A 21887-nucleotide genomic window follows, 5' to 3' on the forward strand; every position below is an offset into this window, starting at 1 on the left:
AATAGACACTAAATTCCAATCACTTCATTTTTTCAAGAGGGATGTTAAATTGAAATAATAAAAATACAATAAAAAGCAAGGATATACCCAGTGCTAAAAGCGGCTTTTTATGATGAATGGGAAACATGATGAACATGACAATTACAAATAAAATGGACCACCCCATATGCCAACCATTATGATGAGAAATTAATCCTAAGCGGAGATTGACAAATTCACCCCCAAGGTAAAGGGTTACCCAAATAACTAGGTGAAGAGCTCGAAGCCACCATTTCTTTGTTTGAAAGAAATATTTAAGATAAATCAATATCGTAGCAGGGTAAGAGATAACCATCGTCATTAAAGAAATAATGGTATGGTTTGGAAGTACTGTTGGTAGAAGGTTTTCGTGTAACAACCAATAATAGTGATTGTACATAATAAAATTATGTAGTAGGTCACCAAAAACAAAAAAAAGAATCGTTGGATAGTACTTCTCCCAATTTCTCCAATCACCCCAACGCCAAGCTGCAAATAAGAATATAAAGTTGTAAACAATATGCATAGCATTCCCAATTCCTCATAATTAAAATATAAAAGGTTGTACTAGTATTTACTTTTATTGGAATTATATTCAATTTGAAAATAAGGTAAAAATTCACAAAAAAGTTTGCTTAGGCTTATTTTAGAGAACTTCTTGTGATAGTCTAAATAAGGTGAGGTACGCAAAATATTACATTTAAGTGGAAAGAGAAAAATAGTACCATAATAATACAATGTGCAGATTAAGTAATATGTGTTATATGATGTCATCCATGATAAAGAAAAAGGGGGATTTCTATGTATTGGGAGACTCTACCTAGTTGGTTTTGGTTTATTTATTATTTATTTTTATTTGCAACATTTGGCACAGCGGTATCTAGTCTGATTAAAAAGAGACTTGTAATCTATTCTTTTATTGTTTTTGTATTGGTGTTAACTATTCCAGTTAATGGAATGATAAATGGCATAGAGAGAGGGCCCGGACTTAATGAATTAGAACATTTAATCCAATCTTTTCAGCAAAGGGAGGGCTGGTCGCTCTTTATAGTAACTGGTTTTGTCATTTTATTTATATGGTGGATTGTTTTTTTTAAAGTAGCTTTAGGAATGCGAAGGAAAGACCAGTTGTCTTCGTAACAGTTTGGTCGAAATTAATAGCCTGAAAAAACAACAAGCTATGCAAAAAGAGCCGTAATTTAAAGTAGAAAAAAGAAATTACTTACATAGTAGGAAATAAAAATATTCAATTAATACATATATTTACCTGGTTAATGAAATTGCTTAGAGTTTATTTTTTTGATAAAAGGACACCCAAAGGAGCATGATAAGAAGAGGAAACGAACGCATAATTGTCATTACTTTATGTGCAAAATTGTATCTTGAAAGAGGTATTTCGAATGGCGCTCAAAGCTGAAAAAACAATTGAAGTCTCTTCGTGGATTGTTATGGCATTTTTATTGATACGTTATGTCCCTAAAAATAAAATTCGAGAGGCAAGTGTTGCATTTCTATTTAAGCAATTAATTACTTGGCTATTTGGATTAGCTGTAGTAGAAACGGGTCTAATAAAATACCCATCTCGCCTATTTTTCAAGCATGCTACCAAATCGAGCTTTACGTTTGAATACTTTGTTTATCCAGGATTATGTGTGTTATTCAATCTTTACTATCCAGAAAAAAGAAATCTACTTGTAAAGGCACTTTATTATACCTTTCATGCAGGAATTATTACTTTTTTTGAATTAATCGCCGTTAATTTTACTCAGTTAATAAGATATCCAAAGTGGACCTGGTATTGGAGCTTTCTTACTATGTGGAGTAGCAACTATCTTTCACGGCTATTTTTTAGATGGTTTTATAAGATAAATTAATAAAAGGGTTTTAATAGGGATAGGAAATAGCCGCAGAATGGAAAGCTTCTGCGGCTTATTTCTATTCTAGTTACATTCTCTCGCTGGTCTTAAATGGTATAATTTATAGGGAAATTGCGTGTGAGTACAATGTACGAATAAGTAACACAGACTTTAAGAGACGTAAGAAAGCATATCCCAGTCACATGAAAGCAAAAAAAGACAGGATTACACAATAATTAACGGCTAGAATTAAACCAAGGAGTGAGCTTTTATGACATGGGTGGAATCAATTCAAAAAGCGATTGAATATATGGAGACGAATTTAATGGATAATATCTCCATCGATAGTATCGCGAAGCAAGCAAATGTTTCCGCCTTTCATTTTCAGCGGACCTTTACTGTTTTGACAGACACTTCGGTTGGAGAATATCTAAGAAGGCGTCGCTTAACGCTTGCAGGACAAGAAGTACTCATGACAGATGTCAAAATCATTGATCTAGCTTATAAATATGGCTATGACACTCCTGAGGCTTTTACGAAGGCTTTTCGCAGACAACACGGCGTGACACCTAGTGATTTGCGGAAGCACAAGGGGAAGCTACAATCCTATAACCGCCTGACTATTCAGGTGTCCTTGAAAGGGGCAGAACCGATGAAGTACAGTATTGTAGAAAAAGAGGGATTTCAAGTAATAGGTATCAAACGAGAATTTTCATTTGAGAATGACGGGAATTTAATAGGTATTCCTAAGCTTTGGAGTGAAGTTAATGGAGACGGGACTAGTGATCAACTTTTTCAATTAAATGATGGAGAAATTAAAGGTGTTCTTGGAGTTTGTGATAGCTCTAGTAAAGAGAAACGTAATAAAAATATGATGGATTATTGGGTAGCTACTTCATATAGCGGGAATGTGCCAGAAGGTTTTGCAAGCTTAGAAATACCAGCATCAAAATGGGTAGTTTTCGAAGTGATCGGTCCAATGCCTAATGCTATGCAAAAAGCTTGGAAACAGATTTTTTCTGAATGGTTCCCATCTAATCAATTTGAGCATGCAGGAACACCAGAGTTTGAGATGTATACCGATCAAGATCCGTCCAGCCCAGACTTATATTCGGAAATATGGATTCCGATTAAATAGAAATATCCATTCTTTATGAAAAAAGAGCAATCTCTTATCTTACAAAGATAAAAGTTCGCTCTTTTTTTATTCTTCCACAATTACTTTGAAACTCATAACTGCATGGCCAGCCCCACATAAAATGCTACATCTACCTTCAAATTCTCCCACTTTATCCGCTGAAAAAATCTCAGGACTTTTGTCAGTTAGCGTGATTTTCAGTGCTGGAACTTGAATCCCATGCTCTACAGCATTGGAGCTTTCTAATGTCAACTTAACTATTTCGCCTTTTTTAACGATGATTTCTGCTGGTTCAAAATAAAAATCTTCTAATTCTGGACCTGTGTGACCAACAATTGTAATTTCACGATCAGCTTCAAGTATCACTTTTTTCTCAGGTAAGGCAGTATTTCCACATCCGCTAATAATAAGAATCAAACTAAGTAGAAGGATGCTAAATATATGTTTCATCATTTCTTCCCCTTAAATGCAATTTTTTTCATTATAAGGGGGAATGTAATAGGTGTCGACTAATTGAAAGTGTTTTCTTAAAAAAGAACTAATTAGTTGATTTTGTCCCTATCTATCCACTATAATGTTCTTTAAAAAGAACGAAAGGAAGGGTGGTTTTGAATAAGCTACTTTTTACCTTACTAATCTTACATTTGTTCGACACAAGTGCAACTTTTCTTGGGTTAAAGCTAAAGCTTGTGGAAGAAGCTAATCCACTTATGCATCATCTATATGAAAAAGATCCATTGCTCTTCCTTGTGGTGAAACTAGGCTTTTCTTTCCTTCTCCTTCTTTTCATTCTCAAAAAGGAATTCGTTTCTTCGATCATCGTAAAATACATAAGTGTTGTTGCGGTAATTTGTTATAGCCTTGTCTTTGGAATACATGTTTTTTGGATGTATCGTTTTTTAATCTAAAACGCATAATGGTAGGACTTTATCTACCATTATGCACTCTATTGATAAAAGCTTGCGTTAAATAGAACATGCCACCGTTTATTATAGTCACATGAATTTTCGGCTCATATTGCTCCTGTAAGGCTTTTTTTTCTGTTTGATACGATTCAGGCTTTTCCTCTTCATCTTCATAGAAATGGTTTAATAGCTGTAAATCCTTTTCCCACCGAGCTCTCGCCTCATCTGCCCATGTGTGGTCCTCGCTTGCAATAAACCCATTTACATAATGCTCTAATCTAGTAAGGCCGCTTGTAGGCATGATGATAGGAGACATCGTAAAACAGAAATCTGGAATCTTAGGAGTTACTTCTGTTTGTTGCAATACTTGTTGAAAACCTTCGACAATACTACCAGTTATTAAATGAATTCCTAGTGATAGAATAACGTCTTTTTTACGATCACATTGATAACTGATCTTGACATTAACATTTAACCAAGGGTGTAGCGGAAGGTGACCAGCAGAAGGTGGAATTTGTACATCTTCATATAGGCGAATGTATCCAGCCAACCGCTTTGTTGATTCGAAAATTTGGTGTAGCCTTGGTGAACCAAAATGGACAGTATCCCCTTTAAGATCTTCTGGTGCTACCGTGTTATCGGTAATAAGTGTTAATTGCATTGGGTTAGGAACGCCACCAGTTTTCTCGAGATAGTGCCAATAAAAAGGTCGATTCATTAGCTCCTTATCCATTTCAATGGAAAGCTGGACAGCTAAATGGCTATTCGTATTCTCCATAACTTCACAGCTGTTTGCGGTAAAATAGCGCTCCAGAAATTTATGAATTTCCTGCTGCTGCATGGGGCTCTTCCTCCTTTTTCAATTGATCAGCAAACTCAATAATCGAAGAGAGATTCTCCATTTTAATCTTCATTTCTCCTTCTGACTTGGAATGAAGCATAATATCTTGAATATGCTCTTCTAAATTTTTTATCTCCATCTTCGTGAGAATATCATCCAACTCCCCAATTACCCGTTCAAATAAATTAATTTTTTCATATAAAAGCTTTAAAATATGCTCTTCCACAGTATTGGTTGTTGCAAAATTATAGATATGCACATCGCGTTCTTGACCTAGTCGATGTATCCTTCCGATACGTTGTTCTAGCCTCATTGGATTCCATGGTAGATCATAATTAATGATGTGATTACAAAACTGAAGGTTGATACCTTCTCCTCCAGCTTCTGTTGCAATCAAAACTTGCGTATGCTTTTTGAAAAGTTCCTTCATCCAATCCTTTTTACCACGTTTAAATCCTCCCCGAAAAGGAACCGAGGTTATACCATGTTGTTTTAAGAACCATTGTAAGTACAATTGCGTCGCACGGTATTCCGTGAAAATAATGACTTTATCATTAACCTTCTGAATTAATTCTAAGACTTTTTCTGCCTTGGAGTTCTTACCAACAAGGTCAATTTTTTGAAAAATATTCATTAACGCTGGTGGTGGTTGATAGTGTGGATTTTCCTGTTGCTTTCGCTCAATCATATTTTTCACCGTATAATAAACGGCTTCTCTGCTGCTACATGCTTCTCGTTGTAACGTCATAATAGCGAATTGACTAGTAACCGTAAAAGTAGGATCTATTTTTAATTGATTAATGGAGTCGTATAAATCTTGCTCCTCCTTCGAAAATTCAATCATACAAGATTCCACATGCCGTTTCGGCCAATCAATACCTGTATCGCCACGACGATTCCGAATCATGACCTTGTTTACTAACTCTTTTAAGTATTCATCATTATCAAGATTGCGGTCCTTCGCACGAAATACTTCTAAAAAATTACTTTGGCTACCGAGATGCCCGGGTTTGAGGAGGGAGACTAAGTTGAAGATTTCCTCCACTTTATTTTGAATTGGTGTCGCGGTCAGCAGGAGACAAAATTTCTTTTTTAAGTTTTGAACAAATTCATAGTTTTTCGTTTTATTATTCTTTAATTTATGAGCTTCATCGATAATGACCATGTCATATTCCAGACCATTAATGATTTCGCGATGAGGGCTTCTCTTGGCTGTATCAATAGACGAAACGACGACATCACATTGCTCCCAGACATAGCTTTTGCGCTGAGCAACAGCTGGAATGTAGAATTTTTGATATAGTTCGACCGACCATTGTGATACTAAAGAAGCCGGTACTAAGATAAGAACCTTTTTCACTAAACCCCGAATCATGTATTCTTTTAAAATAAGTCCAGCTTCAATTGTTTTTCCTAGCCCCACTTCATCTGCAAGAATAGCTTTACCGTTCATTTCTTCCACTACATTTCTTGCAACCTCTAGCTGGTGAGGAAGAGGAGTTAATTGTGGCAAATGTGAAGGCGCTAGTAATCCCTCAAACTCAGGAATACTTAAGTGATTCTCTACTTCTAACGCCAATTTAAATAATTCAAAGTTCGCCCATGGTCCGTCATCTTCCATTCTTTTTAGTAATTCTTTCTGCCAGTCTTTATCAAAAACTATCTCCACATTCATGCGTGAGCATCCTTTCTGAATCATCCAATATTTAGTGTATAAAAAATAGATAGCGGTTACATTGGTTATTGGTATTCATAACTTCGTTTAAATCCGAACAATTAGCTATATAAAAATAATAATGTTATGTGTTTTTATATTGCCAGACCCCATTATCTAATGGTAGGATAATAGTGAGCTTTGAAAGGTGATTTTACCTATAATGGTTATTTATAATAATTTGAAATCTAGGCGTGAATAGGGCTTGTTTTGTTTTTGATTATAAGTTTCTGCTACTTTTCCTTTATTATTAACCATATTTAGCAAAATTATATATTCGCGAATGAGAGCAGGGGGAGAGACTACCGAAGTTTGGTGGCGCCGAAGGAGCAAGCAAAGTAATTTGTGAATCTCTCAGGCAAAAAGACTCTTGTTTGACGCATCTCTGGAGAGCGTTCAACAACTAGATGAACCACCAAAGGGGCAAACCTTACATAAGGTAAACTTTCAGGTGCCAAGGACAGAGGAACTCTACTTAAAAAGGAGTTTCTCTGTCCTTTTTTTGAGGAAACACAGAAGAAATGTAGGTTTCATTCTTTTATTAAGCTAAGGAGGAGAAAAGCAATGACTGAATTAAAAAGAACTCCGTTGTTTGAAGTGTATAAGGATTATGGTGCGAAAACCATCGATTTTGGTGGCTGGGACCTACCTGTTCAATTCTCTAGTATTAAAGAAGAGCACGAAGCTGTTCGCACAAAAGCTGGACTTTTCGATGTTTCACATATGGGTGAAATCGAAGTAAAAGGCAAAGATAGCCTAGCTTACCTACAAAAAATGATGACAAATGATATTTCCAAACTAAAAGATGGCGGAGCACAATATACAGCAATGTGTTACGCAAACGGTGGAACAGTGGATGATTTGCTTGTGTACAAAAAAGCAGACGAAGACTATCTACTAGTAGTGAATGCCTCTAATATTGAAAAGGATTTTGACTGGTTAGTAAGTCATGTGACAGAAGAGGTCGAAGTAACGAATATATCTGATTCGATTGCACAGCTTGCTATTCAAGGTCCGTTAGCAGAACAAGCGCTTCAAAAATTAACAAACACAGACCTATCTGAAATTAAATTTTTTAAATTTAAAGAAAATGTAGAAATAAATGGAGTGGCTGCACTCGTTTCCAGAACTGGCTATACAGGGGAAGATGGATTTGAAATCTATTGTCTAAAAGAACATGCAGTAGAGCTATGGAATGCTATTTTAAAAGACGAGAGCGTCGTACCTTGTGGCCTAGGTGCTCGTGACACACTTCGCTTTGAAGCAAACTTAGCATTGTATGGACAGGAATTATCCAAAGACATTACCCCACTTGAAGCAGGAATTGGCTTTGCGGTAAAAACAAACAAAGAAGAAGATTTCTTTGGTAAAGAAGTATTGAAAGACCAGAAAGAAAACGGCGTACCACGTAAATTAGTTGGGATCGAGATGATAGATAAGGGGATCCCACGCCACGGATATGAAGTATATGTTGGGGAAGAATTGATTGGTGAGGTTACGACTGGAACACAATCGCCAACATTAAAGAAGAATATCGGGTTAGCCCTATTAAAGAAAGATTTTACAGAGCTTGAAACAGAAGTAGAGGTACAGGTTCGTAAAAAACGTCTAAAAGCAAAAATTATAAAAACACCATTTTATCAACGTCCAAAAAACTAAGTGGAGAGGGGCTTTCAACATGAAACATCGTTATTTACCGATGACAGACCAAGATATTCAAGAGATGTTACAGTTAATTGGAGTATCATCGATCGATGAGTTATTCGCTGACATTCCTGAAAGTGTTCGTTTTGATGGAGAATTAAAAATTAAACAAGCTAAATCAGAATCTGAGTTAATGCGAGAGCTTAGTGACTTAGCAGCAAAAAATAAAGACTTAAGAAAACATGCATCTTTCTTAGGTGCTGGTGTTTACGACCATTACATGCCAGTAATCGTCGATCATGTTATCTCTCGTTCGGAATTCTATACAGCTTACACACCATATCAACCAGAAATCTCTCAAGGGGAGCTTCAAGCAATCTTTGAATTCCAATCCATGATTTGTGAGTTAACTGGAATGGATGTAGCGAACTCTTCCATGTATGACGGACCTACTTCCTTTGCAGAATCTGCTATGCTTGCATGCGGACATACAAAAAAGAAGAAAGTACTTATTTCTGGCGCAGTACATCCTGAAGCGAAGGCAGTTGTTCAATCTTATGCGAAAGGTCAATACATCGAAGTTGTCGAAATTCCAACGAAAAACGGTGTAACAGACGTAGCGGCATTAGAAGAAATGATGTCTAGTGATATTGCAGCGGTGATGGTTCAATACCCTAACTTCTTTGGTCAAATTGAACCACTTCAAGAAATAGAGAAAATTGCACACACAGACAAAGGAATGTTTATCGTTTCCTCTAACCCGCTAGCACTTGGAGCATTAACACCTCCTGGTAAATTCGGTGCTGATATCGTAGTAGGGGACGCTCAACCATTTGGTATCCCAACTCAATTTGGTGGACCTCATTGTGGTTATTTTGCGGTAACGACTAAATTAATGCGTAAAGTTCCAGGTAGATTAGTAGGGCAAACAGTGGATGAAGAAGGACAAAGAGGATTTGTTCTAACGCTTCAAGCGCGTGAACAGCATATTCGTCGTGACAAAGCGACTTCCAATATTTGTTCCAACCAAGCATTAAATGCTCTTGCAGCATCTGTTGCGATGACAGCGCTTGGCAAAAAAGGCGTGAAAGAAATGGCGATTCAAAACATCCAAAAAGCACACTATACAAAGAACTTATTAGAAGAAAAGGGTGTAAACGTTACATTTAACGGCCCATTTTTCAATGAATTCGTTGTAAAGCTACCTAAACCAATTAAAGAAGTAAATCGTAATCTTTTAGATAAAGGAATTATCGGGGGCTATGATTTAGGAACGTATTATCCAGAACTTGAAAATCATATGCTTCTTGCGGTAACAGAATTACGTACAAAAGAAGAAATCGAGACACTTGCGAGAGAATTGGGGGATGGCAATGAATAAGCAACAAGATCAACCACTAATATTCGAACTTTCTAGAGAAGGCCGAATCGGCTATAGCTTACCAGAAAATGATGTGCCAGAAATCGATTTAGCTGATATTTTCCCAGCAGAATTCATTCGTACCGAAGAACCAAATTTACCAGAAGTATCAGAACTAGACATTATGCGTCACTATACAGCACTAAGCAATCGTAACCATGGTGTAGATTCTGGATTCTATCCATTAGGTTCTTGTACGATGAAATACAATCCGAAAATTAATGAAAATGTTGCACGCTTCCCTGGCTTTGCTCATATTCATCCATTGCAGGACGAGTCTACGGTTCAAGGTGCATTAGAATTAATGCATGACCTACAAGAACATTTAATCGAAATTACGGGGATGGACGAAGTGACACTTCAGCCAGCAGCCGGTGCTCACGGTGAGTGGACAGGATTAATGATGATCCGTGCTTACCATGAAGCAAACAATGATACAAAGCGTACAAAAGTAATTGTTCCGGATTCTGCACACGGAACAAACCCAGCATCTGCTACGGTTGCAGGTCTTGAAACCATTACGGTAAAATCAGACGAAAACGGTCTTGTAGACTTAGAAGATTTAAGAAGAGTAGTGGGTGAGGACACAGCGGCATTAATGCTTACTAACCCTAATACACTTGGACTTTTTGAAGAAAATATTTTAGAAATGGCACGCATCGTCCACGAAGCTGGCGGTAAGCTTTACTATGATGGAGCTAACTTAAATGCGGTATTAAGCAAAGCACGTCCTGGAGATATGGGCTTTGACGTTGTTCACTTAAACTTACACAAAACATTCACAGGTCCTCACGGTGGCGGTGGTCCGGGTTCAGGTCCAGTAGGTGTGAAAGCAGACTTAATTCCATATTTACCGAAACCACTTGTTGTGAAAAAAGAAGATGGTAGCTTCGGATTCGATTACGACCGTCCAGAATCAATCGGTCGTGTGAAGCCGTTCTACGGAAACTTCGGTATTAACGTTCGTGCCTATACGTATATTCGCTCCATGGGTCCAGATGGCTTAAAAGCAGTTACTGAATATGCGGTTCTAAATGCAAATTACATGATGCGTCGTTTAGCAGAGCACTATGATTTACCATTCGACAGACATTGTAAGCATGAGTTCGTATTATCTGGTAAGCGTCAGAAGAAGCTAGGCGTGCGTACACTTGATATTGCAAAACGCTTGCTAGACTTCGGCTACCATCCACCAACCATCTACTTCCCATTGAATGTAGAGGAATGTATCATGATCGAGCCTACAGAAACGGAATCAAAAGAAACGTTAGATTCATTTATTGAGGCGATGATCCAAATTGCGAAAGAAGCAGAAGAAAATCCAGAAGTGGTCCAAGAAGCACCACATACAACGGTAATTAAACGTTTAGATGAAACACTTGCTGCACGTAAGCCTGTGTTGCGATATATTAAAGAAGCTTAAGTTTTTGGGGCAGCGATCCGTTTTGGATCGCTGCTTTCTTTAGGTTATGGGAATAAATGGGGGATTCGGCTAATTTGGACGAATACTATCCAAAATCGGCCGAATGAAGTTTAATTTTGGACGAATGCTACCCAAAATCGGTCGAATGAAGTTTAATTTTGGACGAATATCACCCAAAACCGGACGAATACCAACCCAACTTGGACGAATAGAGTCTGACTTTGAATGAAATCTTCTCAAAACACAGTCGAATCTTGTAAATAAACGGTTATTACCAGCTACTCGATCAATCAATTGACACTTCTCAACTCACTCGGAAAGATTTATGATAAAAGTAGACACAAGGGGAGGGATAAAGATGTATTACGAGCAAACATATGAAGCGAGAAAAGAATTACTTCACTTATTAGAAACCTTAAACGATGAACTACTGCACCAAAAGGAGAATCCTGAATTATGGTCCGTAAGTGAAAATGTGGAACATCTATACTTAATTGAAACCAAAATCATTAAAGGGTTGAAAGCAGCAATTCAAACAAAGTTAACCGTTGAAGCGAAAGATATAAATTTGGAGAAGCTACTCGCCAATCGTACGTATAAAGTAAAGGCGCCAGAAGATTTAATCCCAACTAGTAAACGATATACGAAAGACGAATTAATAGAGCTCTTAAAACAGTCAAGAAGTAACCTTGAAGCTTTTGTTAAAGAAGTAGACGATGCATCCTTGAATCAGTATGGTTTTAATCACCGCTGGATTGGTGACTTATCTGTACAACAATGGGTTCAATTAATTGGCTACCATGAAAGACGCCATATCAATCAGATTAATGAGACTTTACGCAGCACTGCACAATAAATACGAACAAAAAAAGAGCACTTACTTCTAACCATGTAAGTGCTCTTTATCTTTAGTTCTTTGTTCTAATTTTTCCGCCCCATTGCTTAAATCCACCTTTTAGCTGATAAAGCTGGTTGTAGCCTTTACGTTTTAGCATATTAGCTGCACGGCCACTGCGTAAAGTGTTTTGGCAATAAATATAGATTGGTTGATCGGAACGAACTTCTTTCATTCTCATTTTTAATTGAGAGAGCGGAATATTTCTTGCTCCTAAAATGTGTCCACCTTCGTACTCTTTTTGTTCGCGCACATCAATTAGTTGCGCTTTGCGGTATCCAGCGCGAAACTCATCCTCTGTTAAAGTAGTTAGAATTCTGCGTTGGTAGATAAACATGACAACAGAATAAGCAATAAATCCACCTAGAACTGCTAATAAAACATACAATGATGTCAAAGCTGACAACCCCTCTTTATCTTTTTCTTCCAAAGTATATTATATAAAAGGTTGGGCGAAATGTCATCCCTTGTCGATTTAAAAACTACCAAGCTTTAACTTTGAATAAGTGGTGCTGTTTTGATACACTAAATCATCATACATAATAAAAGAGGTACGAACTATGACAAAAGAAATTTGGAGATTTATTGATTCACAGGAACAGTCTCCTGCGTTTAATATGGCACTTGATGAAGCGTTATTAGATTGGCATAGCGAGGGGAAAATTCCTCCTACTATTCGATTTTACGGTTGGAATCCTCCGACTCTATCCATTGGTTATTTTCAAAAAGTCGAAAAAGAAATAAATATGGAACGAGTAAGAGAAGTGGGGTTAGGCTTTGTTAGAAGGCCTACTGGTGGTAGAGGTGTTCTTCACGATAAAGAATTAACTTATAGCGTCATTGTTTCCGAAGAGCACCCTGAAATGCCGCAGACAGTAACAGAAGCTTACCGGGTGATTTCAGAAGGTATTTTAGAAGGTTTTAAAGCACTTGGTCTTGATGCTTACTTTGCCATTCCACGAACAGAAGAAGAAAAACAAGGATTAAAGAATCCAAGGTCCGCAGTGTGCTTTGATGCACCTTCCTGGTATGAACTAGTGGTGGAGGGAAGAAAGGTAGCAGGAAGTGCTCAGACTCGTCAAAAGGGTGTCATTCTACAACACGGATCCATCTTACTAGATATAGATGAGGATTTACTATTTAGTTTATTTAATTACCCGAGTGATCGAGTGAAAGAACGGATGCAAAAGAATTTTAAAAACAAAGCGGTCGCAATCAATGCTTTGAGAGAAACGCCAGTAACGATTGCAGAAGCGAAAGAGGCTTTTTATAAAGGATTCGAAAAAGGTTTAAATATTCAACTAGAGCCTTATGAACTTTCCAAAGAAGAACTGGCAGAGGTTCAAGGTATTATGGATAAAAAATATTCTACAGATGAGTGGAATTATAAAAGGTAATGAGGAGTAAATTCCTCGTTACCTTTTTCCTTTTACAAGATATAGTAGATGGTATTTAGTTATGAGACTAAAATGAAAAAGTCAACCACTTAATATAAAATAAATTATTTTTCTTGAATGAGTAGGAAAAGCAATAAAGCCTAATAAATCAAGGGCTCTATAATTCTTTGAAATTAGCAAGTGACAGAAAACGTCATTATTCGAGAAAATGGCAATACAATCTCTGGTTTTCTCTCTAAATCTCATGAATATGATTGTTTTATCATTTGACAAATTCCGAAATAGATGACCGCATATCAATATATAGTATTGTCGAAAAAATATCACACACTATATGTTGATATTTTAGGTTAAGATATGATACCTTATCTGTAGCACAATTTTTACAGAAGTAAATTTTGGTAGAACTACTAGTTTTAGAGGAGTTGTAATAATGACCATTGCCACAAACGAAAATAAATTAAAAATTAATGTAGAACGACTAAATAAGGATATTAGCTTGTTTCCGCAAGTTCATCCTATAACCGAGGACATGACGACCACTCATAAAGGTGTTTCCCGTCTTGTTATGCTCGATCGTTACACATTTAAAGATACAGAAAAAGTAACCTTAACAGCTGGAGACTTTGTCGTGCTAACGATTAAAGAGGACCCGAAATTCCCAGCAAGAGGACTTGGGTTTATACAAGATATTGATTGGTCTACCAAGAAAGCTTCTGTTTTAATTGAAGAGGAATATCGTGGAGTGTTAACGAAACAAGGAGAAGTTGAAACAGGTGTGGTTGTTCGTTCTCTAGACGTCATTGAAAAGCCATTGGAAGTCTACTATGAACAAATCGCCAAGCGTAATGCAACAGGTTTAGCTGCTGTGGAAAAAACAGAAGAAAAGCGTCAAGAATGGTTCGAGAAATTCTACCATGAGCTAGTAAATTTAAACTTTGTGCCAGCAGGACGCGTCTTGTATGGAGCAGGAGCGGATACAGACGTAACGTACTTTAACTGTTATGTAATGCCGTTTGTTCAAGATTCACGTGAAGGAATCTCGGAGCACCGTAAGCAAGTAATGGAAATTATGAGTCGTGGTGGCGGAGTTGGAACAAACGGATCAACCCTACGCCCACGAAACACGCTTGCAAGAGGTGTAAATGGAAAATCGTCTGGAAGTGTTTCATGGCTTGATGACATTGCTAAGCTAACACATCTTGTGGAACAAGGTGGATCCCGTTAACACCATGGCGGGATTAAAATCTCGTGAATTGCTGGAACACCCTTAGAGCTTTCTTCACCACAACGTGACTGGCAACAGTGAGCGTGAAGGTTAGAAAAGAAGAAGGATTGGGCAATCAGCAGCGAAGTATCTTTGGAAACGAAGATAAACGTTCAACGACTATTGAAACTCCCTAAAGTTTCCAAAGTAAATGAAAACAGCAAATTACTAGGAGGTTTTCTATTTGGAAAGAAAGGGAGGAGTAAATCATAATAAACGGAGACGTTGTTATGAGGCGCGAGACAAGGAAGAAATGATAAAGTTAATTACAAAACTCCATGAAGATGGCTATAGTCAAGTTGATATAGCAAAAATGCTAAAAATAAGCCGTGGAACAATAAAAAGATGGAATGATAGCTTGAACTTTATAGATACTAGGACGCCAGGTGATACTGGGAAGTTGAAAAGTAGAATTTATAAATACAATGAAAACTACTTTGAAAAAATTCTCACAGCTAATCAAGCTTATATAGTCGGATATATAACAGGTGATGGAACAATACTTGATAGAAAAAAATCCAAAAGATTAGTATTATCGCTTGCAGAACAAGACAAACAATTATTGTTCAGTATCGCTAAAGAAATGAATATGACAGAAGCAATTAAATTCAGAAAGAAAAACGCTGAAAATGAACAAAACAAATATTCATTAGCTATTAATTCCACAAAAATGTGTAATGATTTGATTGCATTAGGGATAGGTCCAAGAAAAACTGGAGTTGAAAAGTGGATTAACTTTAATGATTTAAAACTACAGTGGGCTTATTTAAGAGGTTTCTTTGATGCAGATGGTCATATTAGGGTATATGAGAGAAATGGATACAACAAAGCTAGAATGGGGTTTACTGGGAACCCCGATATGCTACTTTCAATAATGTCCTTTATGAAGTCATGTGGATTAGCCCAAAATGTTAATACCATTACACATAAACAAGGTTGTTCTGATCTTTATTTTAGTAGTATAAAAGAGTTAAAGATTATCTTTAATGAATTATACAAACATGGAGAAATTAAACTTAATCGAAAATATCATATCTTTTCTTCTTTGATGATATAGTCTGACCTTGCATGAAAGTGCAAGAATGTGGCAGAAATGACCACATCCCTCGGGTAGAGGAGTAACATTAGGCGTGGAGCTCAAATGATCATGCTAGCTGACTGGCATCCAGATATTGTTGAATTCATTATTTCCAAAATGCAAAATCCAAGAATTCTGCGATATTTAATCGAAAATACGAATGACGAAAGCATTAAAAAAGCAGCGGAAGACAAGCTGAAGTTTATGCCATTAACGGACCAAGAAATAACGATGTATCAGTCTGTAACAAACTTCAAACATATTCCTGGTTATGGTGGTTTTACCGATCAAATTATTAAAGATGCCGAGCAAAAATTAAAAGTCGGCGGCACCTATTCCGTTCATAATCCAGAATTCTTAACAGGTGCGAACATTTCCATTACGCTAACAAAAGAATTCATGGAAGCTGTGGAAAATGATGCGGATTATGAACTACGTTTTCCGGATGTAGAAAGCTATGATAAAGAAGAAATGACGCTTTATAATAAAGAATGGTCTGAGGTTGGGGACGTTCGTGAGTGGGAAAAGCTAGGTCACAAAGTCCGTGTATATCGTACGATTAAAGCAAAAGAGCTTTGGAATCTCGTTAATATTTGTGCAACATATTCAGCCGAGCCAGGAATCTTCTTCATCGACAATGCCAACGACATGACTAATGCGAAAGCGTATGGCCAAAAAGTCGTTGCTACAAACCCTTGTGGAGAGCAGCCTTTAGCTCCGTTCTCTGTTTGTAACTTAGCTGCCGTGAACTTGGCGGAAATGGCGGACAAAGACAAAAGGGAAGTTGATTTTGAAAAACTAAAACGCACGATAGAGGTTGGCGTAAGGATGCAGGACAACGTTATTGATGCTACTCCTTACTTCTTAGAAGAAAATAAAAAGCAAGCCCTTGGAGAGCGCCGTGTTGGACTTGGTGTGATGGGATTACATGACCTGCTTATTTATTGTGAAACAGAGTATGGATCTGATAAAGGAAATGAGTTAGTAGATAAAGTTTTTGAAACAATTGCTACAACCGCGTACAGAGCTTCTGTAGAACTTGCCAAAGAAAAGGGGAGCTTCCCATTTTTAGCAGGAGAAACGGTAGAAGAAACTAACCGCTTACGTGCTGCATTTACGAAAACAGGCTTCATGAGTAAAATGCCAGAGGATATCCAAGCAGGTATCCAAGCCTATGGAATTCGTAACTCTCACCTCTTAACTGTTGCACCTACAGGTTCTACGGGAACAATGGTTGGTGTATCTACTGGGCTTGAACCTTATTTCTCCTTCTCTTACTTCCGTAGTGGACGGTTAGGGAAGTTTATTGAAGTCAAAGCAGATATCGTACAAGAATACTTGGATCGTCATCCAGAAGCAGATTCAGAAAATCTGCCAAAATGGTTTATTTCCGCGATGGAATTAGCACCGGAAGCCCATGCGGATGTACAATGTATAATTCAGCAATGGATTGATAGCTCTATTTCCAAAACGGTAAATGCTCCAAAAGGATACACGGTTGATCAAGTGAAAAAAGTATATGAACGTCTTTATAAAGGTGGAGCAAAGGGCGGTACCGTTTATGTAGACGGCAGCCGAGATTCTCAAGTTTTAACTTTAAAGGCGGAAGAAAATACGATGGATGAAGAAAGCGAACAAATCCAAATGGAGGATGTCGTGAAAAAGCCAGTTGTATTAGTAGAAACTATTAATGATCTACGCTCAACTAATGTGCAATACGGCTCTGAAGTTGGAAATGTTTGTCCAGTCTGCCGTATTGGAACGGTGAAGGAAATCGGTGGCTGTAACACATGTACAGATTGTGGCGCACAGCTGAAATGTGGATTATAAACTAACAATAAGAAAGAGACCTATTCAGCTAGTTGGATAGGTCTCTTATTCTGCTGCCTGAAAAAAATAAAGTTTTTGGTGTAACGAAATTAATACTCTCTCATAGGCTAGCTTTAGAGGAGAGGGGGAGTATTGTTATGTGGAAACAAAAAATACCATATCTAATTGGTGATCCAGTAGGCGTATCATTCGTCACTGGGCAAGGTACTTCTGGAATACTATGTGGCGCAGATGGTGACAAGCTCTATGTGTTAGAATACTTATATCATACACAATTTGCACTTAAGCAATATGAATATCAACAAATCCAAGACATTAACCCATTCCCAAATTGCCAATAACATTCACCATGGATGGTGGAAATGTGGCTCAGGTTCGTTTAACGTCATGTTTAACCCGTCCCCCCTGTAGATTGAAGTGGAAGGTGTGAGACTCCTGCGGGAGAAGTAGCGACCCCGCAGGCAAAGCCGAGGGAGGCTCGACAAGCGCCCTCTGGATAAGCGAACACCTGGCACGGAAATCTACAGGGAATTTAAAGACGACACTGTATTTTCAGGGTAGCCATTAAATTTAACTAAAAATCCATCAAAAGAAAATTAGAAATAATGAATCAACGTGACATAACTTGTCAGTAAAGAAAAGTTAATGTATCATTTTAATGACGGTCAAGAACGTGGATAGTAAATGGAGGGATTTCACATGCCTACCCCAAGTATGGAAGACTACATAGAACAGATTTATATGTTGATTGAAGATAAAGGATATGCTCGTGTATCAGATATTGCCGAAGCATTGGCGGTACATCCCTCTTCTGTAACAAAAATGGTTCAAAAGCTAGACAAGGATAAATACTTAATCTATGAAAAATATCGTGGGTTAGTCTTAACTTCAAAAGGTAAAAAAATTGGAAAACGTTTAGTATATCGCCACGAACTATTAGAACAATTTTTGCGAGTAATTGGTGTCGATGAAGAAAATATTTATGTAGATGTAGAAGGAATTGAACATCACTTAAGCTGGAATGCGATTGATCGCATTGGCGATCTTGTTCAGTACTTTGAGGAAGATAAAAGCCGTAAAGAAACACTAAGAGACATTCAAAAGCAAAATGAAGAGAATCAATAAGAGGTTGACCAGGCTATATGCTGCATGGTCGACCTCTTTTTTATAGTTTTAGAGAAAGAAACGGGTATAATTCCAATCAATCGCCATTAAACATCTAAGTAGAAGCAATCACCTTATTTTTACTGGAGGGATTTCCTTTGAAAATAGATGGTGTATTTTCAGGCGGTGGTATTAAGGGCTTTGCATTAGTAGGTGCCCTTCAAGCAGTGGAAAAGAGAGGATTGAAATTTCAACAGCTTGCGGGGACAAGTGCTGGCTCTATTATAGCTGCTTTTTTGGCTGCCGGTTATACAGCTGATGAGATTTATAGCATGTTAGGGGAAACGGATTTCATGGATTTTCTAGATCAGCGACGAACACTTTTACCCCTGCCAGTTACAAAATGGCTCCTACTTTATTGGCGACTAGGTCTATACAAAGGTGAAGCCCTAGAGCGATGGATAAAAGAAAAATTAGCTGCTAAAGGAGTCGATACCTTTGCAGATCTACCTGCAAATAAATTACGAATCATTGCATCTGATTTAACTGGTGGAAGGATTGTGGTTCTACCAGACGATTTACCACGTTATCACATAGATCCAAGAAAGTTTTCAGTTGCTAAAGCTGTTCGGATGAGTTGTAGCATTCCTTATTTTTTTGAACCAGTCAAAATAAAAGGAAAAGGAGTTTGCTATCTTTTTGTGGATGGTGGGGTATTAAGTAATTTCCCAATTTGGCTTTTTGACAATGACCGGATTCCAAAAGTTCGTCCAGTACTCGGAATAAAACTCAGCGCCAAACAAGAGGATCGTCCTGTTAATAAAATAAACAACGCGATAACGATGTTCGGTGCGCTATTTGAAACGATGAAAGATGCCCATGATGCACGGTATATTTCGAGACGCCATGAGAAAAATATCATCTTTATCCCGATGGACCATATTGCACTTACGGAATTTGCACTCACAGATGAAAGGAAAAGAGCGTTAGTCGAAATCGGAAAAAAGCGAGCGGAGGCTTTTTTGCGGACCTGGAGTTGTTGAGAATCTCTCCATAAGCTATTAAATGGTAAAAGTAACTCCATAAAAAAATCGGGTCGTTTAGAAAAACGCCCGATTTTTTTTCTTTCCTTTTTTCCCTTCAATGACTGTAAGGTGGGAAGAACTTTTTCTTTTTTGAACATTGGATTTTAGTCCTTGCTTATCTTTTCCGATAAGGGGAGATACATTTGGTTTTGGTTTAGCTGTGGGGTATTTCTTTTTTGATTGTTTGACTGCTTTGCTATACCTTGCATCCGTTTTCCCGCCCAACCTACCTTGAATGAAGTGTCGGAATACTAGATAAAAAACGGTGGCTCCTCCAACAATTAATAGAAGGGTAGTAAATAATCCTTTTGGATCACTAAAGAGTCGAATACCGAAATAAAATCCAGCTAAAGAAAGGAGAATAATTAAAATCGGCTTTCCAAAGTTTCGTTTCACCTTCGTCACCTCCCAGGTATCAGATATAAGAAATGTATCCTTTAGTTAAAAGGAATCTTCCATCTTTGTTTTACTATTATATTTACTAGGATAAGGCTTGTTGCGGATTTTTATACTATTTCTTCGGTAATCTTTTTCTCGGAATCTTGTTCAAGTTCTAAAAGTTTATTAAAAGAATGGATGGCAACTTCTACTTGGTCATCTGTAGGTTCTTTTGTTGTAAGGAGTTGAAGCCATAATCCAGGGTACCCTAACACTCGAAGAATAGGAACTTCGCGAACTTTGTTTGTAAGCTGTAAAACTTCAAAAGAAATTCCTAATACTACTGGGATAAGTGCTAGACGGTTAAGGACACGCAACCATAATGGATCAGTTGGAACTAATAAATAGATAAAGAATCCAACAATTACCGTAAACAAGATAAAGCTACTACCGCAACGATAGTGTAGTCTTGATTGTGCTTGTATATTCTTTACAGTTAATTCTTTCCCATTTTCATAGGCGTTAATCACTTTATGTTCTGCTCCATGATATTGAAACACTCTTTTAACAATTGGTGTAAAGGAAATGAAATATATATAGGATAGTAAAAGTATTAGTTTAAATACCGTCTCGATAAGTACTTGGGCAAAATCCCCAGGGAATATTGGTTTTGTTAATGCTGCTAAAAATACGGGAACAAGTGTGAAGACAAACTTCCCGAACAAAAAGGAAAGTATCCCAACAGCAGCTACGCTTAAGACCATTTCGAGCTTAGATGTTTCTTTTTTGTTATAAATTACTTCTTCATCTTCACTTGGATCTACATCATATCGTTCCGTTGAAAAATTAAGATGCTTTGAACCGTTTCCTGCAGCTTCTACAATAGCTACGATTCCTCTTAAAAACGGAATTTTTTTCAAAGATTGCATTGTTTTATTCGTTTTTCTTGGGACATGTAGGTATTCGATGGACTTATCTTTTCTACGAATTGCTGTTACATAATGACGTTTTCCGCCAAACATAACACCTTCAACAACAGCCTGTCCTCCATAGACAGGTTTTGACTGATTTGACATATGGACACCAACCTAACTTATTCTAAGAAGAAAAATTTTTCCTATTATCTAATATTCTACCTGAATCTCAAAAAAACCTCTACTGTCGTTCATTGTTCCTATTCATTTTTTTAAAATCCCATGAATGGTTCCCTTTTATAATGGAAAGATATGTTTATATGAGAAAAGAGAAGGAGAACAACTATTATGAGCGAGAATCGAGAACTAGAGCAAAATAAACGAGAACAACCAATGAGTTTTATGACAAAGGTAGTTGTTACTGGGTTTGTAGGTGGGGTTTTTTGGAGTATCATCGGATATGTCGCTTACCTATTTAGTTTCACGGAAATAAGTCCTAATGTCGTATTACAACCGTGGGCATTAGGAGATTGGAAAAAAGGGTTACTAGGCTATATTATTAGCTTTATTTTACTTGGAGTATTTGGAATAGGTGCGGCATTAATTTATGCAGCAACACTTAAACAATTTCCACATTATTTGCTCGGAATTGTTTATGGAATCGCTTTATGGGGGATTGTTTTTTTCTTGCTTAATCCAATGTTCCCGGCAATTAAAACCATTCAAGAGCTCACATTTGATACAAATATTACAAACTTATGCTTATATATTCTATTTGGTGTTTTTGTTGGTTATTCGATTTCTTTTGAACACAGTGAAATGCAAATGCAAAAACAACAGCAACAACATCAAGATCAAGATCAATCCTCGGCAAATAAGTAGTAGGAAATAGCGGAATGTGATAGAATGTTCAGTAATTGGACATTCTTTTCTAATGTAAAAATAGGAGGAATTGTTCATAAATGCATGCTTAAGGGAGT

21 protein-coding genes, 2 pseudogenes and 1 riboswitch are annotated in these 21887 nt (G+C 37.2%); of the genes and pseudogenes, 16 read left to right on the forward strand and 7 right to left on the reverse strand.

Annotation, left to right across the window (positions count from 1 at the left end; all coding sequences use genetic code 11):
• Positions 1-19 precede the first annotated feature (19 nt).
• Positions 20-544 carry a CBO0543 family protein gene (locus BK580_RS07585; RefSeq protein ID WP_078379743.1) on the reverse strand — a complete coding sequence of 175 codons (525 nt, stop codon included), beginning with the start codon at positions 542-544 and terminating at the stop codon, positions 20-22.
• Positions 545-819: 275 nt separating this feature from the next.
• On the opposite strand from BK580_RS07585, the gene BK580_RS07590 reads away from it, so the two are divergent.
• The 3 genes from BK580_RS07590 to BK580_RS07600 all read left to right on the forward strand — a co-directional run bounded on the left by BK580_RS07590 (position 820) and on the right by BK580_RS07600 (position 3012).
• Positions 820-1158, forward strand: a complete 339-nt coding sequence (locus BK580_RS07590) for a hypothetical protein (RefSeq protein ID WP_078379744.1) — start codon at positions 820-822, stop codon at positions 1156-1158.
• Between the two features lie 260 nt (positions 1159-1418).
• Positions 1419-1892: a CBO0543 family protein gene (locus BK580_RS07595; RefSeq protein ID WP_078379745.1), complete on the forward strand. Its 474-nt coding sequence runs from the start codon at positions 1419-1421 to the stop codon at positions 1890-1892.
• Between the two features lie 253 nt (positions 1893-2145).
• Complete coding sequence (locus tag BK580_RS07600) at positions 2146-3012, forward strand: AraC family transcriptional regulator (RefSeq protein WP_078379746.1); 867 nt, start codon at positions 2146-2148, stop codon at positions 3010-3012.
• 66 nt (positions 3013-3078) lie between these two features.
• On the opposite strand, the gene BK580_RS07605 is transcribed toward BK580_RS07600, so the two are convergent.
• On the reverse strand, positions 3079-3465 hold the full coding sequence (locus BK580_RS07605; protein ID WP_139364856.1) for a cupredoxin domain-containing protein: 387 nt from the start codon (positions 3463-3465) through the stop codon (positions 3079-3081).
• A gap of 155 nt (positions 3466-3620) precedes the next feature.
• Here BK580_RS07605 and BK580_RS07610 point away from each other — a divergent pair, with 155 nt between their 5' ends.
• Positions 3621-3920 (forward strand): DUF5658 family protein, encoded by a 300-nt coding sequence (locus tag BK580_RS07610; protein WP_078379748.1) that lies wholly within the window; start codon positions 3621-3623, stop codon positions 3918-3920.
• Between the two features lie 19 nt (positions 3921-3939).
• Here BK580_RS07610 and BK580_RS07615 read toward each other — a convergent pair whose 3' ends face one another.
• On the reverse strand, positions 3940-4758 hold the full coding sequence (locus BK580_RS07615) for a YqhG family protein (protein ID WP_078379749.1): 819 nt from the start codon (positions 4756-4758) through the stop codon (positions 3940-3942).
• Positions 4736-6433, reverse strand: a complete 1698-nt coding sequence (locus BK580_RS07620) for a DEAD/DEAH box helicase (RefSeq protein WP_078379750.1) — start codon at positions 6431-6433, stop codon at positions 4736-4738. Before BK580_RS07620 ends, BK580_RS07615 begins: the two co-directional genes overlap by 23 nt.
• Before the next feature lie 322 nt (positions 6434-6755).
• Positions 6756-6852, forward strand: a riboswitch (glycine riboswitch).
• Positions 6853-7036: 184 nt separating this feature from the next.
• Between BK580_RS07620 and gcvT the strand changes: the two genes are divergently transcribed.
• The 4 genes from gcvT to BK580_RS07640 all read left to right on the forward strand — a co-directional run bounded on the left by gcvT (position 7037) and on the right by BK580_RS07640 (position 11815).
• Positions 7037-8131, forward strand: a complete 1095-nt coding sequence (gcvT, locus tag BK580_RS07625; RefSeq protein WP_078379751.1) for a glycine cleavage system aminomethyltransferase GcvT — start codon at positions 7037-7039, stop codon at positions 8129-8131.
• Between the two features lie 19 nt (positions 8132-8150).
• On the forward strand, positions 8151-9497 hold the full coding sequence (gene gcvPA / locus BK580_RS07630; protein WP_078379752.1) for an aminomethyl-transferring glycine dehydrogenase subunit GcvPA: 1347 nt from the start codon (positions 8151-8153) through the stop codon (positions 9495-9497).
• A complete protein-coding gene (gene gcvPB, locus BK580_RS07635; RefSeq protein ID WP_078379753.1) occupies positions 9490-10959 on the forward strand; it encodes an aminomethyl-transferring glycine dehydrogenase subunit GcvPB in 1470 nt (489 codons plus the stop codon). Before gcvPA ends, gcvPB begins: the two co-directional genes overlap by 8 nt.
• A 358-nt stretch (positions 10960-11317) precedes the next feature.
• Positions 11318-11815 carry a DinB family protein gene (locus tag BK580_RS07640; protein ID WP_169864859.1) on the forward strand — a complete coding sequence of 166 codons (498 nt, stop codon included), beginning with the start codon at positions 11318-11320 and terminating at the stop codon, positions 11813-11815.
• 52 nt (positions 11816-11867) lie between these two features.
• Here the strand turns inward: BK580_RS07640 and BK580_RS07645 are convergent, their stop codons facing one another.
• Positions 11868-12191 (reverse strand): rhodanese-like domain-containing protein, encoded by a 324-nt coding sequence (locus BK580_RS07645; protein WP_078382681.1) that lies wholly within the window; start codon positions 12189-12191, stop codon positions 11868-11870.
• A gap of 223 nt (positions 12192-12414) precedes the next feature.
• Between BK580_RS07645 and BK580_RS07650 the strand changes: the two genes are divergently transcribed.
• The 7 genes and pseudogenes from BK580_RS07650 (at position 12415) to BK580_RS07680 (ending at position 19573) form a co-directional block, all read left to right on the forward strand.
• Positions 12415-13251: a lipoate--protein ligase family protein gene (locus BK580_RS07650; RefSeq protein ID WP_078379755.1), complete on the forward strand. Its 837-nt coding sequence runs from the start codon at positions 12415-12417 to the stop codon at positions 13249-13251.
• Between the two features lie 433 nt (positions 13252-13684).
• Positions 13685-14476: pseudogene (locus BK580_RS07655) on the forward strand (ribonucleotide reductase N-terminal alpha domain-containing protein); the annotation flags it as partial.
• Positions 14477-14702: 226 nt separating this feature from the next.
• Positions 14703-15575, forward strand: coding sequence for an LAGLIDADG family homing endonuclease (locus BK580_RS07660; protein WP_078379757.1), 873 nt, complete (start codon positions 14703-14705; stop codon positions 15573-15575).
• Positions 15576-15644: 69 nt separating this feature from the next.
• Positions 15645-17426, forward strand: a pseudogene (locus BK580_RS07665) (vitamin B12-dependent ribonucleotide reductase); the annotation flags it as partial.
• Positions 17427-17563: 137 nt separating this feature from the next.
• On the forward strand, positions 17564-17767 hold the full coding sequence (locus BK580_RS07670) for a hypothetical protein (protein WP_078379759.1): 204 nt from the start codon (positions 17564-17566) through the stop codon (positions 17765-17767).
• 358 nt (positions 17768-18125) lie between these two features.
• On the forward strand, positions 18126-18551 hold the full coding sequence (mntR, locus tag BK580_RS07675) for a transcriptional regulator MntR (protein ID WP_078379760.1): 426 nt from the start codon (positions 18126-18128) through the stop codon (positions 18549-18551).
• Positions 18552-18688: 137 nt separating this feature from the next.
• Positions 18689-19573 (forward strand): patatin-like phospholipase family protein, encoded by an 885-nt coding sequence (locus tag BK580_RS07680; RefSeq protein WP_078379761.1) that lies wholly within the window; start codon positions 18689-18691, stop codon positions 19571-19573.
• A gap of 57 nt (positions 19574-19630) precedes the next feature.
• On the opposite strand, the gene BK580_RS07685 is transcribed toward BK580_RS07680, so the two are convergent.
• Positions 19631-20011, reverse strand: coding sequence for an SA1362 family protein (locus BK580_RS07685; protein WP_078379762.1), 381 nt, complete (start codon positions 20009-20011; stop codon positions 19631-19633).
• 110 nt (positions 20012-20121) lie between these two features.
• On the reverse strand, positions 20122-21069 hold the full coding sequence (locus BK580_RS07690) for a DUF1385 domain-containing protein (protein WP_078379763.1): 948 nt from the start codon (positions 21067-21069) through the stop codon (positions 20122-20124).
• 186 nt (positions 21070-21255) lie between these two features.
• Between BK580_RS07690 and BK580_RS07695 the strand changes: the two genes are divergently transcribed.
• Entirely contained in the window at positions 21256-21789 is a 534-nt protein-coding gene (locus BK580_RS07695; protein WP_078379764.1) for a YqhR family membrane protein, read from the forward strand.
• Positions 21790-21887 lie beyond the last annotated feature (98 nt).

The organism is Sutcliffiella halmapala, assembly GCF_002019665.1.
Taxonomy (GTDB): Bacteria; Bacillota; Bacilli; order Bacillales; family Bacillaceae_I; genus Sutcliffiella_A; species Sutcliffiella_A halmapala.

Excerpts from the sequence above, each read along its gene's own strand:
- BK580_RS07585 (WP_078379743.1), bottom strand. The coding sequence starts at position 544 with ATGCATATTGTTTACAACTTTATATTCTTATTTGCAGCTTGGCGTTGG.
- BK580_RS07590 (WP_078379744.1), top strand. The coding sequence starts at position 820 with ATGTATTGGGAGACTCTACCTAGTTGGTTTTGGTTTATTTATTATTTA.
- BK580_RS07595 (WP_078379745.1), top strand. The coding sequence starts at position 1,419 with ATGGCGCTCAAAGCTGAAAAAACAATTGAAGTCTCTTCGTGGATTGTT.
- BK580_RS07600 (WP_078379746.1), top strand. The coding sequence starts at position 2,146 with ATGACATGGGTGGAATCAATTCAAAAAGCGATTGAATATATGGAGACG.
- BK580_RS07605 (WP_139364856.1), bottom strand. The coding sequence starts at position 3,465 with ATGATGAAACATATATTTAGCATCCTTCTACTTAGTTTGATTCTTATT.
- BK580_RS07615 (WP_078379749.1), bottom strand. The coding sequence starts at position 4,758 with ATGCAGCAGCAGGAAATTCATAAATTTCTGGAGCGCTATTTTACCGCA.
- BK580_RS07620 (WP_078379750.1), bottom strand. The coding sequence starts at position 6,433 with ATGAATGTGGAGATAGTTTTTGATAAAGACTGGCAGAAAGAATTACTA.
- gcvT (WP_078379751.1), top strand. The coding sequence starts at position 7,037 with ATGACTGAATTAAAAAGAACTCCGTTGTTTGAAGTGTATAAGGATTAT.
- gcvPA (WP_078379752.1), top strand. The coding sequence starts at position 8,151 with ATGAAACATCGTTATTTACCGATGACAGACCAAGATATTCAAGAGATG.
- gcvPB (WP_078379753.1), top strand. The coding sequence starts at position 9,490 with ATGAATAAGCAACAAGATCAACCACTAATATTCGAACTTTCTAGAGAA.
- BK580_RS07640 (WP_169864859.1), top strand. The coding sequence starts at position 11,318 with ATGTATTACGAGCAAACATATGAAGCGAGAAAAGAATTACTTCACTTA.
- BK580_RS07645 (WP_078382681.1), bottom strand. The coding sequence starts at position 12,191 with ATGTTTATCTACCAACGCAGAATTCTAACTACTTTAACAGAGGATGAG.
- BK580_RS07650 (WP_078379755.1), top strand. The coding sequence starts at position 12,415 with ATGACAAAAGAAATTTGGAGATTTATTGATTCACAGGAACAGTCTCCT.
- BK580_RS07670 (WP_078379759.1), top strand. The coding sequence starts at position 17,564 with ATGTGGAAACAAAAAATACCATATCTAATTGGTGATCCAGTAGGCGTA.
- mntR (WP_078379760.1), top strand. The coding sequence starts at position 18,126 with ATGCCTACCCCAAGTATGGAAGACTACATAGAACAGATTTATATGTTG.
- BK580_RS07690 (WP_078379763.1), bottom strand. The coding sequence starts at position 21,069 with ATGTCAAATCAGTCAAAACCTGTCTATGGAGGACAGGCTGTTGTTGAA.
- BK580_RS07695 (WP_078379764.1), top strand. The coding sequence starts at position 21,256 with ATGAGCGAGAATCGAGAACTAGAGCAAAATAAACGAGAACAACCAATG.